At 71.6% G+C, this 12,604-nt stretch carries 14 protein-coding genes; 4 read left to right on the forward strand and 10 right to left on the reverse strand.

What is annotated here, in order from left to right:
* The first annotated feature begins 47 nt into the window (after positions 1-47).
* Positions 48-515, forward strand: a complete 468-nt coding sequence (locus FHU36_RS12300; RefSeq protein WP_185083845.1) for a winged helix-turn-helix transcriptional regulator — start codon at positions 48-50, stop codon at positions 513-515.
* Here the strand turns inward: FHU36_RS12300 and FHU36_RS12305 are convergent.
* The gene (locus FHU36_RS12305; protein ID WP_185083846.1) at positions 489-1,136 is read right to left on the reverse strand and encodes a VC0807 family protein; all 648 of its coding nucleotides are present in this window, start codon (positions 1,134-1,136) and stop codon (positions 489-491) included. The two genes, FHU36_RS12300 and FHU36_RS12305, sit on opposite strands and share 27 nt — an antisense overlap.
* A 202-nt stretch (positions 1,137-1,338) precedes the next feature.
* Between FHU36_RS12305 and FHU36_RS12310 the strand changes: the two genes are divergently transcribed.
* Both FHU36_RS12310 and FHU36_RS12315 read left to right on the forward strand, forming a co-directional pair.
* The gene (locus FHU36_RS12310; protein ID WP_185083847.1) at positions 1,339-2,130 is read left to right on the forward strand and encodes an SURF1 family cytochrome oxidase biogenesis protein; all 792 of its coding nucleotides are present in this window, start codon (positions 1,339-1,341) and stop codon (positions 2,128-2,130) included.
* A 206-nt stretch (positions 2,131-2,336) separates the two neighbouring features.
* On the forward strand, positions 2,337-3,533 hold the full coding sequence (locus FHU36_RS12315) for an amidohydrolase family protein (RefSeq protein ID WP_185083848.1): 1,197 nt from the start codon (positions 2,337-2,339) through the stop codon (positions 3,531-3,533).
* 6 nt (positions 3,534-3,539) lie between these two features.
* Here FHU36_RS12315 and FHU36_RS12320 read toward each other — a convergent pair whose 3' ends face one another.
* The 4 genes from FHU36_RS12320 to FHU36_RS12335 all read right to left on the reverse strand — a co-directional run bounded on the left by FHU36_RS12320 (position 3,540) and on the right by FHU36_RS12335 (position 7,225).
* A complete protein-coding gene (locus FHU36_RS12320; RefSeq protein ID WP_185083849.1) occupies positions 3,540-3,884 on the reverse strand; it encodes a YkvA family protein in 345 nt (114 codons plus the stop codon).
* 79 nt (positions 3,885-3,963) lie between these two features.
* Positions 3,964-5,382 (reverse strand): amidase, encoded by a 1,419-nt coding sequence (locus FHU36_RS12325; protein ID WP_221495853.1) that lies wholly within the window; start codon positions 5,380-5,382, stop codon positions 3,964-3,966.
* 148 nt (positions 5,383-5,530) lie between these two features.
* Positions 5,531-6,490, reverse strand: coding sequence for an LLM class F420-dependent oxidoreductase (locus FHU36_RS12330; RefSeq protein ID WP_185083850.1), 960 nt, complete (start codon positions 6,488-6,490; stop codon positions 5,531-5,533).
* Between the two features lie 66 nt (positions 6,491-6,556).
* On the reverse strand, positions 6,557-7,225 hold the full coding sequence (locus FHU36_RS12335; RefSeq protein WP_185083851.1) for a TetR/AcrR family transcriptional regulator: 669 nt from the start codon (positions 7,223-7,225) through the stop codon (positions 6,557-6,559).
* 157 nt (positions 7,226-7,382) lie between these two features.
* Here FHU36_RS12335 and FHU36_RS12340 point away from each other — a divergent pair, with 157 nt between their 5' ends.
* The gene (locus FHU36_RS12340) at positions 7,383-8,162 is read left to right on the forward strand and encodes a hypothetical protein (RefSeq protein WP_185083852.1); all 780 of its coding nucleotides are present in this window, start codon (positions 7,383-7,385) and stop codon (positions 8,160-8,162) included.
* 305 nt (positions 8,163-8,467) lie between these two features.
* Here FHU36_RS12340 and FHU36_RS12345 read toward each other — a convergent pair whose 3' ends face one another.
* The 5 genes from FHU36_RS12345 to FHU36_RS12365 form a co-directional block, all read right to left on the reverse strand.
* The gene (locus FHU36_RS12345) at positions 8,468-9,535 is read right to left on the reverse strand and encodes an aspartate-semialdehyde dehydrogenase (RefSeq protein WP_185083853.1); all 1,068 of its coding nucleotides are present in this window, start codon (positions 9,533-9,535) and stop codon (positions 8,468-8,470) included.
* A complete protein-coding gene (locus tag FHU36_RS12350) occupies positions 9,532-10,806 on the reverse strand; it encodes an aspartate kinase (protein ID WP_101787601.1) in 1,275 nt (424 codons plus the stop codon). The genes FHU36_RS12345 and FHU36_RS12350 overlap by 4 nt, the downstream gene beginning before the upstream one ends.
* 87 nt (positions 10,807-10,893) lie before the next feature.
* Positions 10,894-11,424 (reverse strand): DUF5063 domain-containing protein, encoded by a 531-nt coding sequence (locus FHU36_RS12355; protein WP_101787600.1) that lies wholly within the window; start codon positions 11,422-11,424, stop codon positions 10,894-10,896.
* Entirely contained in the window at positions 11,417-12,016 is a 600-nt protein-coding gene (recR, locus tag FHU36_RS12360; RefSeq protein WP_185083854.1) for a recombination mediator RecR, read from the reverse strand. Before recR ends, FHU36_RS12355 begins: the two co-directional genes overlap by 8 nt.
* Positions 12,017-12,019: 3 nt before the next feature.
* On the reverse strand, positions 12,020-12,370 hold the full coding sequence (locus FHU36_RS12365; RefSeq protein ID WP_101787598.1) for a YbaB/EbfC family nucleoid-associated protein: 351 nt from the start codon (positions 12,368-12,370) through the stop codon (positions 12,020-12,022).
* Positions 12,371-12,604: the final 234 nt, after the last annotated feature.

Genomic DNA, 12,604 nt, shown 5'->3' on the forward strand with positions numbered 1-12,604 from the left:
CTGCCATCCGCTGAGTCTGTCAAATGAACTCAGGTATGATGTGACGCATGAACGTGCCCTTCCGGGTCACCAACTGCTCGATCGAGCGCACCCTCAACGTCGTCGGGGAGAAGTGGACGTTCCTCGTGCTACGCGAGGCGTTCAGCGGCGTGCGCCGGTTCGCCGACATGCAGGCCAACACCGGCGCCCCCCGCCAGGTGCTCAGCGCCCGCCTGACCCGGCTGGTGGACGAGGGCCTGCTGCGCAAGGAGCCCTACCGCGAGCCAGGCCAGCGCCAGCGTGACGAATACCGGCTCACCGAGAAGGGGCGCGACCTGTATCCCCTGCTGGTCGCGCTCATGCACTGGGGCGACCGCTACCTGGCCGGCGAGAACGGCCCGCCGGTCCTGCTCACCCACCGCGACTGCGGCGCCCCCATCGAGCAGCACTTCCGGTGCGCCGAGGGCCACGAGGTCGCCGGACCCCGCGAGGTGACCGCCCGGCCCGGCTCAGGCGCCGCGCTGCAGAGCGCGTAGGCAGCGCCGGAAGTCGCCCAGCGTCAGCAGCGCGGCCCCCGTCAGCAGCACGGCCACGGCCGACGTCCGCACGAGGAGGTACGTCTCGATCGGCTGGCTGAGCAGCAGCCACAGGCTCAGCGTGGCGTTGCCGAGCTGGGCGCACCCCCAGACCAGCGACTGGCGCGCGAAGAACCGCCGCATGACCGGCTCCTCCATGACGTGCCCGGGCAGCGGCACGAGGTCCTCCGCCACCCGCCGCGCCAGGGGCCGCCGCACCCGGGCCGTCCCCAGGAACGCCGCGCTGGCGCAGAACACGCCCAGCGTCGGCTGCAGGAAGAACAACAGCGGGCTGCCCGTCAGCAACGCCAGCGCCGCCCGCACGGTCACCATGAGCGCGGCCAGCAGCACCCCGCCCGGCACGCTCCGACCCCTGACCAGCCGGACCAGCGCTCCCCCGTACACCCAGGCCACGGCCGTGGCGACGCCGCCCGCCGGCCCGGCGGCGAGCAGTCCCGCATAGAACACCGCGACCGGCAGGATCATGCTCTCGACGATCCGCGGCACCGCGTGCCGCACCAGGGCGGCGAGCCGGGGCAACTCGATCACGGGCCCCTCGGGGGGCGCGGCAAGCACGGTCATGGAGCTCTTCGAGGGCCTCTCGACAGGCAGGGGGTTCCGCGCGAGGCCCGGGGGAGGCTCACGGCACGATTCATGACCGTACGCGATGAACGGCTTCCTGGTAAGGGTTTCGACCAGATTGCGATTTGATCACGTCGGCGGCACCACCGCAGGCCACGGAGGCGCGTGAGGGAGCACCGGGTGGGGTGCCTACCCTGGAAGGGTGTACCGCTTCCTCCTCACGCCCCGCTGGATCGCGCTGCATGTCGTGGTCCTGCTGGTGATCCCCGCCTTCGTCCTGCTGGGACGCTGGCAGTTCGGGCGTTTCGAGGAGAGGTCGGCCAACAGCGACCGGGTCACCGCCAACCTGGCCGCTCCGCCGGTGCCCGTGGAGAGCCTGGCCGGGCCCGTGGCCGAGGAGGACGACCGCTACCGGGCCGTGACGGCCTCGGGCAGCTACGACGCCGCGCAGGGGCTGCTCGTACGCCGGCGGCCGCAGGAGGGCCGGCCCGGGTTCTACGTGCTGACGCCGCTGGTGATGGCCGACGGGCGGGCCGTGCTCGTCAACCGCGGATGGGTGAAGGCCGGCGCCACCGCCGACACCCCGCCCGAGGTGCCGCCGCCCCCCACAGGTCAGGTGAATGTCACCGGACGGCTACGGCTGAGCGAGTCCGAGGAGTCGAGCGGCATCAGGGACCGTCAGGGGTTGCCCGCCGGCCAGGTGCTGCTGATCAACCTCGACACCATCGGCAAGCGCCTGCCGTACGAGCTGCTGGGCGGCTACGTCGACCTCACCGGGCAGCAGCCGGACACCGACCCGGCACCGGAGCCGGTCCCCGCGCCCGACGTGGGCGCCGGAGGCGGCCTCAACCTCGCGTACGGCGTGCAGTGGTGGCTGTTCATCGGCGTGGCCATCGGCGGCTGGATCCTGCTGATCCGGCGCGAGGCGGCCGACCAGCGGGCCGAGGGCGCCCAGGCGGGGGCCGACGAGGAGACCGCCGCGCCCGCCGGCTGACTACATCGATCACGCCCGGGTAGGAGCCCGCGGGGCTCGCACGAGCGGCATCCTCATCACGGCGGGCCCCGATGGCCCGGGGTCGCCCGGCGTCCCCCTCCCGGCGATCCCGGGTCCGCAAGGACATGGGGATATCCGTCACAGGGATATCCAACGGAGACGTCGCAGCTTGTTCGACGTTATCCCGCCGTCGTACGGTTGCCTGCGTGACTACGCCGCTGCTCCCCGACCCCGATCCGAGGCGGCGCGACTATGTGATCATCTCCGCCGACGATCACCTGATCGAGCCGCCGGACCTCTTCGAGGGCCGGTTACCGGAGAAATACGCCGATGTCGCGCCCAAGGTCGTGGAGACGGAGGCCGGTCACCAGGTCTGGCGCTACGGCGGGGCCACCTACCCGTGCGCGGCCATGGACGTGGGCGCCGGGCTGCCGCGCGAGCAGCGCACCCTGGAGCCGATCCGCTTCGAGCACATGCGCCCCGGCTGCCACGACATCGAGGCCCGCATCGAGGACATGGACGTGGCCGGGATCTGGGCCGCGCTCTGCTTCCCCGGCATGCTCGCCGGGCAGGCGGGCATGCCGTTCGCCAGGACCCGCGACCAGGACCTCGGGCTGGCGCTGGTCAAGGCGTGGAACGACTGGCACATCGAGGTCTGGGCCGGCACCTACCCCGAGCGCGTGATCGGCCTGCAGCTTCCCTGGTTGCCCGACCCCGACGTGGCCGCCAAGGAGATCCGGGCCAACGCCGCCCGCGGGTTCAAGGCCGTGGTCTTCCCCGAGTTCCCGACGCGGGTGCGGCTGCCGTCGATCCACAGCGGCCACTGGGACCCGTTCTTCGCCGCCTGCGAGGAGACCGGCACGGTCGTGGCGCTGCACACCGGCGCGTCGAGCTGGGCGCCGGTGCCCTCGCCCGACACGCCGATCGAGGCGATCACCACGCTGATCCCGACGAGCGCCATGTTCGCCTGCGCCGACTGGCTCTGGTCGGGCGTGCCGCTGCGCTTCCCCAACCTGCGCATCCTCATCGTCGAGGGCGGGGTGGGCTGGCTGCCGCTGCTGGCCGAGCGGGCCGACTACGCGCTCGACCACCCGGTGGCGGGCGACGCGGCGTGGGACGGCGGGCTCAAGCCGAGCGAGGTGCTGCGCCGCAACTTCTTCTTCGGCACACTCGACGACCACGCCCTTTCGGGGGTGCGCCTGGCGGTCGGCCTCGACCACGTGCTCCAGGAGAGCGGCTATCCCCACTCCGACTCGACCTGGCCCGACACGCAGCAGGCCGTGGCCCGCAACCTCGGCGCGCTGCCGCCGGCCGACATCGCCCGCGTCGCCTACGGCAACGCCGCCCGCCTCTTCGGCCACCCGCTGCCCTCACGTGCCTGGCTGCGGATGGAGGAGATCTAGCCCGATCTAGCCCTCCAGCGTGCCCCGGACGACCTTGCGCTCGTGGTCGAGATAGCGCCCGCTCTCGCCCAGCAACGACCCCATGAGCCAGAGGAAGACCCCGAAGTCGTCGGCGACGCCGATCAGGACGAGGAAGTCGGGCACCAGGTCGATCGGCGAGATGAGGTAGACCACGCCGAGCCCCATCAGGGCCAGCCTGCCCTTGCCCATCTCGCCGTACTCGCCGCGCATCACGGCGCCGATCAGGCGCGGGATCGCCCGGATCCGCGCCATCAGTCCGGGCGTGCCGGGCTTGGTCACGTCCTGGTACGTCCGCCAGGCCGCCGCCGCGCGTGCTGCCTTCGCTTTCATGCCCACCCCCATACCCAGGCTTCTCACGACATAACGTGTTTCGCCAACGGCGGGTTCCCCAGGGGTCAAAGGTCGCCTGTCACCCCAGGGCCGCGTGCGTGAACGGTCGTGCCGCCTCCACCTGTGCCGCGACCCGGACGAGCAGGTCCTCGCGACCGGCGGCGGCCACGAGCTGGACGCCCACCGGCAGCCCCGACCGCGACACGTGCAGCGGCAGGGAGATCGCCGGCTGCCCGGTGGCGTTCACCGGCGAGGTGTAGGCCACCGCCCGCGCCGTCCGGCCGCTCGCCACGCTGAGGTCGTGCGGCGGGATCCAGCCCAGCTCGAACGGCGCGACGCCCAGCGACGGCGCCAGCAGCAGGTCGTACCCCGACTCCCACCAGGCGGCCATCCGCCGGCGGAAGGCGTCGATCCACTGCACGGCCAGGATGTGCTGGGCCGCGCTGTGCGCGCGCCCGGCACGCACCAGCTCGGCGTTGCGCGGCTCCAGCTCCGTCAGCTCGACCGGCCTGCCCCGCCAGGAGCCGATGTTCTCGATCTCGGCGGCCAGGTTGTCCGCCACGACCGCGCCGAAGCGGAGCGGGAAGCCGGCGTCACCGAGTGCCTCCGGCCAGGACGGGCCCACGTCGTGACCGAGCGCCTCCAGCAGCCCGGCGGCGCGGGTCACGGCCTCGGACACCTCGGGGTCCTCGGGCACGTCGCCTCTCGGATGCCGGGTGACGAACCCGACGCGCAGCCGTCCCGGGTCCGCACCCACCTCACCGGCCAGCGGCCCGGGCAGCGCGGGCGCGTCGTACGGGTCGCCCGGCCGGAAGCCGGAGACCAGGTCGAGCGCCGCCGCCGTGTCGCGCACGCTCCGCGTCACGAACCCCGGGCAGGAGAACCCGCTCCACCCCTCGCCCCCGTCGGGCCCGAAGCTGATGCGGCCCCGGGTCGGCTTGAGCCCCACCAGCCCGCACAACGAAGCCGGGATGCGGATGGACCCGCCGCCGTCGCTGGCCGTGGCGACCGCCACCATCCCGGCCGCGACCGCCGCCGCCGACCCGCCGCTCGACCCGCCCGGCGAGTAGCCCGGCCCGTACGGGTTGCGGGTGGGCCCGAACGCCACCGGCTCGGTCGTGATCGTGCTGCCGAGCTCGGGCGTGTTGGTCCGGCCCAGCACCACGAAGCCGGCCGCCCGCAGCCGGGCGACACCGTAGCCGTCACGCTCGACCCGCAGCCCGTCGAGGACGTGTGAGCCCCCGCTGTACGGCTCGCCCGCCTGTCGCCAGCCGAGGTCCTTGAGCAGGATCGGCACCCCTCGGAACGGCGCCTCCTCGGGGATGCCCGCCAGCTCGGCCAGCGCCCGTTCGAACCGGCGATGGACGACGGCGTTCAGCTCGCCGTCGCGCGCCTCGATCCGGGCGATCGCCGCCTCGACCAGCTCCCGCGGCGACACCTGCCCGTCGCGCACGGCCCGCGCCTGCCCGACCGCGTCCATCCGCAGCACGTCGTCCACGCCCGCTCCCCTCGCCCCCGCCTCACCCGTGTGAAGGCGCCCGTCGTCTCACGAGACGGCCATGTTCTCAGGACCGGGGTGAGACCGCCGCGCCCGCGAGCCGGTCGAGCGCTCCTCCAGCCGCATGAGCTGCCGAGCCGGGCGCGTCTCAGGCCCCGGGAGCCAGCGCGCGGACGGCCTCCGCGATCGGCACCTCACCGCCGGCCACGGGCGCGAGCACCGGCGTGTCGAGCCCGGCAGCCACGTACTCCCGGATCCGGGCCCGGCAGGTCGCCGCGTCGCCGTGCACCACCAGCGCGTCCACCACCTCGTCGGGGATCGCCCGCACCGCCGCCTGCCGGTCGCCCGCCGCCCATGCCTCGTGCATCGGCCGCAGCACCTCGCCGCGCCCCAGCCAGTCGTGGAAGGCCGCGTACACCGGCACGGTCAGGTACGCCGCCAGCATGCGCCGGGCCAGCGCCCGCACCCGCTCGGCGTCCTCGCTGACGATCACGAACAGGCGGGCGATCAGCTCGGTGTCCGGCCCGATCTCGGCGCGCACCCGGCGCACGTCCTCCGGCGACAGCCAGTTGGTGATCGCCCCGTCGGCCTCCTCGGCCGCCAGGCGCAGCATGCGGGGCCGCAGCGCGGCCAGCACGATCTTCGGAGGGACCTCCGGCGCCCGTTCCAGCCGGAATCCGCCGACCTCGAACGTCTCGTACGCCTCCGACACCTTCTCGCCCGCCAGTGCCCGCCTGAGGAAGCGCAGCGTGTCACGGGTGCGCGCGTACGGCCTGGCGAAGGTGCCCGCGTTCCAGCGCTCCACGATCACCGGCGACGACGAGCCGATCCCCAGCGTGAAACGGCCGGGCGCCAGGTCGGCCAGCGTGGCCGCCGACATCGCCAGCAGGCCGGGGCCGCGCGTCGAGACGGGCACGATCGCGCTGCCCAGGCGCAGCCCCGGCGCCCACTGCGCCGCCAGGGCCAGCGGCACGAACCCGTCCACGCCGCTGACCTCCGCCGACCAGACGTCGGTGTAGCCCAGCTCGGGCAGTTGCTCGACGAGCTCGCGCGAGCCGGCGAGCGAGCGGTCCTGGAAGGGGATCGTCATGCCCCAGTTCTGCGTCATGCGGCCTCCACCTCGGCATCCGGTACGGGGACCATACCAACCGGACGGTATGGCGGGCAGTGGGCACTACGCCCGCAGCTCGTGCACCGCCGCGATGAAGTCCTTGGTGATCCCCCGCAGCCCCGGCAGGTGTGACAGCCCGACCAGCCGGTCCACCAGCGGCACCGTGACGTCGATCAGCCGCTGGGTCCGCTCGCAACCGGGCGAGGTGTCGTGCACCCAGAACAGCACCATGCCCATCGACAGCAGCCACAGCAACTCGGGCAGCTCCTCGCGCAGCTCGGCGTTCATCCGGTCGTGCGACCCCTCGACGACCTGCCGGTAGATGGCGATCGACGCCTCGCGCGCGGGTGAGCTCTGCGCGCTGAACGGGCTGAGCGGGTTGGTCGGCTCGGCCGCGTGCTTGAAGAACTTCACCGCGAACTCGTGGTACGGCTCGGAGACGCGCACCCACTCGCGCAGCACACCGCTCAGCCGGGCGGCGAACGACGTCTCCTCGGCGAGCAGCTCGCGGCAGGCCGCCTCGTGCTCCGCCTGGGCGCGGTCGTAGTACGCCTGGATCAACGCCTCTTTGCCGGCGAAGTAGTAGTAGGCGTTGCCCACGGAGACCCCGGCCTCGGCGGCGATGGCGCGCATGGTCGTCGCCTCGAAGCCACGCTCCCGGAACAGTCGCAAGGCCGTCTCGACGATGACCTCTCTGGTGCTCTCCGATCCTCGGTTTCGGGCTTCGGACACGTTCGTCACTTTACGGGTTCGTAGCGCGTTAGGTCATGGAGCCGCACGGTGATCGCCGACACAGGGCAAAAATACCCGTGCGACGGGGGTCAACCCGTGTGAAGCATGGGATTGATGTTTTCAGGCGGAAGGGCTATTTCCGCGAAAAGGCATCGACATGTGGATACGTGGAACCGCTCGGCCCCTGGTGGGCCTGCTCCTCGGCATTGAGATCTCCATAATCGCGCTGGCGCCGGCCGCCTCGGCCGCTCCCATGGCACCCGACGGGGAGCCGCGGCTGACGCCACGAATAATCACTCGGTCGTACCACGTCGAGGAGCCCGTCCAGGTCTCCCGCTGGTACGTCCCGCAGCACCGGCACGTCCACTCGCACGCCCAGCAGTCCGGGCACGTCCCGCAGGACGGGTACGTCTCGGGGTACCGTCCCGGCGACGGCGGCAGGCACCGCAAGGCCGCCGACCGGCGGGCGCGCACGGCGACCGGGACCGCCCGCGCGGCGCTTCCCGCGCTGAACCTCGGGCGTGTGAAGCACCGGCACGCGACCGTGCGCATGTCGCACGACCACGCGGCCAAGTACCTGCTCGGCGCCGGCCTGCGCTACAGGTCGACCGGCCACTGCACCGACAGGCACGTCAACACCTGTACGTCACTGGACTCGGTCCGGACGGGCACCGTCGCCCGGATCATCGCGCTGAAGCACGCCAGCGACTGCCCGATCATGGTCACCGGCGGCACCGAGGTCGGCCACGCGCCGGGCCGCTTCAGCCACGGCCAGGGCTACAAGCTCGACATCTCGCACAACGCCTGCATCGACAGGTACATCGCCCAGCACAGCGAGCCGGCCGGCGTCCGCGGCGACGGCGCCCGCCTCTACCGCGCGCCCTCCGGCACCGTCTACGCCGACGAGTCGGACCACTGGGACATCATGTTCAAGTAGCGGCCCACCGAACGCGCCGCCCACCCCCCTGCCATGGCTTTCACCACCGTGAAGCCCGGCATCGCCGCGCCCGGGTACAAGCCCGGCCGCGTCGCACCCGACCACGACCCCGGCTCCACCACGCCGGAGAACACGTGAATGCCCGCCGGCACGTCAGGCCGGGGGATGCCGCGTGGCCGGGAACACACCGTGCCGCGACCATCCCACCGCCGGGAAACATCCCGCGCCCGGAAACGCCGGACGGCGCCGCACGATCGCGTGCGGCGCCGCCGGACGGGTCCCGTGATCCGGGGACCCCGGACGTCCTAGCCCTCGGCCAGCTCGGCCGCGACCAGCTCGGCGATCTCCGCCGCGTTGAGCGCGGCCCCCTTGCGGAGGTTGTCGCCGCAGACGAACAGGTCGAGCGTGTTGGGGAAGTCGACCGCCTGCCGGACCCGGCCCACGTAGGTCGGGTCGGTGCCCACCACGTCGATCGGCGTCGGGAAGACCCCGTTGGCCGGGTCGTCCATGAGCACCACGCTCGGCGCGTCCTGGAGCACCCGGTGGGCGTCGGCGACGGTGATCTCCCGCTCGAAGCGGGCGTGCACGGCCAGCGAGTGCGTCGTGATCACCGGCACCCGGACGCAGGTCGCGGAGACCTTCAGGTCGGGGATGCCGAGGATCTTGCGCGACTCGTTGCGCAGCTTCAGCTCCTCGGACGCCCAGCCGCCGTCCTTGTACGAGCCCGCCCACGGCACCACGTTGAACGCGACCGGCGCCGGGAACGGCGAGTCGTCGGGCAGCTTGTTGGCCAGCGCCTTGCGCACGTCACCGGCCACCTGGCCCACCGCGCGGTCACCGGCCAGCGCCTCGACCTCGTCGTACAGCCGGGCCGAACCCGCCACACCGGCGCCCGACACCGCCTGGTAGGAGGCGACGACGAGCTCCTTGAGCGTGTATTCGGCGTGCAGCGCGCCCATGGCCGCCATCATCGACAGCGTCGTGCAGTTGGGCGTGGAGATGATGTTGCGTGGGCGCCGGCGCGCGTCGAGCGGGTTGACCTCCGGCACGACCAGCGGCACGTCGGGCTCCATGCGGAAGGTGCCCGACTTGTCGACCGCGATCGCGCCGCGCTCGGCCGCGATCGGCACCCACACGGCCGACACCTCGTCGGGCACGTCGAAGATGGCGATGTCGATGCCGTCGAACACCTCGGGCGCGAGCGCCTGCACGACGACGTCCTCGCCGCGCACCCGCAACACCTTGCCCGCCGAGCGGGGCGAGGCGACGAGGCGGATCTCGCCCCAGATGTCGTCACGGCTGGACACGATGTCGCGCATGACGGTGCCCACGGCACCGGTGGCGCCGATCAGCGCGAGATTGGGCCTGCTCATCGTCCGGAACCTCCATACACCACGGCTTCGACCTGGTCGGCGTCGAGATCGAAGGCGCGGTGCGCGGCCGCCACGGCCGCGTCGACGCCGTCCTGCCCGACGATCACTGAGATGCGGATCTCCGAAGTGGAGATCATCTCGATGTTGACCCCCGCGTCGGCGAGGGCGGCGAAGAACGTCGCGGTGACGCCCGGGTGGGAGCGCATGCCCGCACCGATCAGCGACACCTTGCCGATCTGGTCGTCGAAGAGCAGCGACTCGTAGCCGATCTCACCCTGGATCTTCTTCAGCGCCGCGAGCGCGGTCGAGCTGTCGGCCGTGGGCAGCGTGAAGGAGATGTCGGTGCGGCCCGTGGCCGCCGCCGAGACGTTCTGCACGATCATGTCAATGTTGATCTCGGCGTCCGCCAGAGTTTTGAAGATCGCGGCAGCCTCTCCGACCTTGTCGGGCACTCCGACAACGGTGATCTTGGCCTCGCTCCGGTCGTGCGCGACGCCGGAGATGATCGGCTGCTCCATCTCGGTTCCTTCGGTGTAAGGGTCGGAGACGACCCACGTGCCTTCCTTGGTGCTGAACGAGCTGCGTACGTGAATCGGCAGGTCGAATCGGCGAGCATACTCGACGCACCGCAGGTGCAGGATCTTCGCGCCGCAGGCCGCCATCTCCATCATCTCGTCGTAGGAGATGCGGGGGATCTTGCGGGCGGCCGGCACGATGCGGGGGTCGGCGGTGAAGACGCCGTCGACGTCGGTGTAGATCTCGCAGACGTCGGCCTCGAGAGCCGCCGCCAGCGCCACGGCCGTCGTGTCGGAGCCGCCCCGGCCCAGCGTGGTGATGTCCTTGGTGTCCTGCGAGACGCCCTGGAACCCGGCCACGATCGCGATGCTGCCCAGGTCGAGCGCCTCGCGGATGCGGCTCGGCGTCACGTCGATGATGCGCGCCTTGCCGTGCGTGGAGTCAGTGATCACACCAGCCTGCGAGCCGGTGAACGAGCGCGCCTCGTGGCCGAGGTTGGCGATCGCCATGGCCAGCAGCGCCATCGAGATGCGCTCACCCGAGGTCAGCAGCATGTCGAGCTCGCGGCCCGGGGGCAGCGGCGACACCTGCTCGGCCAGGTCGAGCAGTTCGTCGGTCGTGTCGCCCATCGCGGAGACGATCACGACCACGTCGTTGCCGGCTTTTTTCGTCGCGACGATCCGCTGCGCGACCCGCTTGATGCAGGACGCGTCGGCGACGGACGAACCACCGTACTTTTGCACAACGAGCGCCACGAGAGTCTCCCGGTTCGGACTGTGAGGTGCCAGTCTACTTGGGGCTTCTCATGACACTGCTGGCTCATACCACTATGTGGGACGTGATCACACCGTGGTGGTCTCCTCCGCGACGTCCAGCCGCGAGTGCGCCACAAGCGCCTGCAGCGCCCGCATCGCCGCGCCCGCGTGGTTGCCCCAGGTGTTGAAGTAGGAGTACTGCCACCACCACAGCGCCTCGTGCGGCCTCCCGGCCTGGAAGTGGCGCAGCCCGTGGATGAGGTCGGCGGCCACCGCGGTCAGGTCGTCGGACAGCCGGTACGGCGTGACGCCCGTGTCCTTGTACGGGTCGAACACCTCGGCGTAGTCGTCGACCGCCTCCAGCCGCTCGGCCAGCGCGGTGCGCACGCCGTCGATGTCGGGGTCCTCGCTCAGCGGCGGCTCGTAGTTGCCCGACAGGATCACGTCCTCGTTGGCGCCCAGCTTGGCCCCCGCGAGGCTCACCTGCGCGACCTCCACCAGCAGCAGCGACCAGATGGCGTCACCGCCCTCGCCGCCCGCCACCCTGGTCAGTCCGTCGAGATAGTTCTGCGCGTGTCCGGCGATCTCTTCTGCCAGCGCGGTCCACTGGTCAGACATCCAGCAGCCTCCGTCCTTCGAAAGCGCGGCCCAAGGTCACCTCGTCGGCGTACTCGAGGTCACCGCCCACAGGCAGACCGCTGGCCAATCGTGTCACTTTGACGCCCATCGGCTTGACCAGCCGGGCGAGATAGGTCGCCGTCGCCTCCCCCTCCAGATTGGGGTCGGTGGCGAGGATGAGCTCGGTGACGCGGCCGTCGGCCAGCCGCGTCATGAGCTCACGGATGCGCAGGTCGTCGGGCCCGACGCCGTCGATCGGGCTGATCGCGCCCCCCAGCACGTGGTAGGTGCCGCGGAACTCGCGCGTCTTCTCGATCGCGACGACGTCCTTCGGCTCCTCGACCACGCAGATCACGTGGGTGTCGCGGCGCGCGTCACGGCAGATGCGGCACTCCTCCTCGGAGGCCACGTTGCCGCAGACCCGGCAGAAGCGCACCTTCTCCTTGACCTCGAGCAGCGCGTGCGCCAGCCGCTTGACGTCGACCGGATCGGCCGCCAGCAGGTGGAACGCGATCCGCTGCGCGCTCTTGGGACCGACGCCGGGCAGCAGGCCCAACTCGTCGATCAGGTTCTGGACGACCCCCTCGTACATGGCCTAGAACCCTGGCAGCTGGCCGAGACCGCCGCCGCCCAGCCCCTGGGCCAGCGGGCCGAGCTTCTCCTGCTGCAGGTCGGCCGCCGCCCGCACGGCGTCACGAACCGCCGCGATCACCAGGTCGGCGATCGTGTCGGCCGTGTCCTGCGGGTCGGCGGCATCGATCACGCTCGGGTCGATCTTGAGCTCGAGCAGCTCGCCCGAGCCGTTGACGACGGCCGTGACCAGGCCGCCACCGGCCGAGCCCTCGATCTGCGCGTCGTTGAGCTCCTGCTGGGCGCTCACAAGCTGCTGCTGCATGAGCTGGGCCTGCTCCAGCAGCTGCTGCAGGTTGACATCCCCTGGGTTCACCGTCGTGCGCTCCTCGTGGCTCCGCGTTCTTGACTCCACGAGCCTACGGTGTTTGGGCCTAGTCATGTACTGGGGCCTACTGGTGTTTCGCCCAAGGAGGGGATCGGCCCGCCGGACGCCCCCGCCTGACGGGTGTGCGCCCGGTTTGCTGGCCGGATCCCGGCCCCCCTCCAGTGTCCGAGACCCGGCCACAACGCCGACCGGAGCGGCCGCACCATGCCGACGCCTGAATGG

The sequence above is a fragment of the Nonomuraea muscovyensis genome, from assembly GCF_014207745.1.
Classification (GTDB): Bacteria; Actinomycetota; Actinomycetes; order Streptosporangiales; family Streptosporangiaceae; genus Nonomuraea; species Nonomuraea muscovyensis.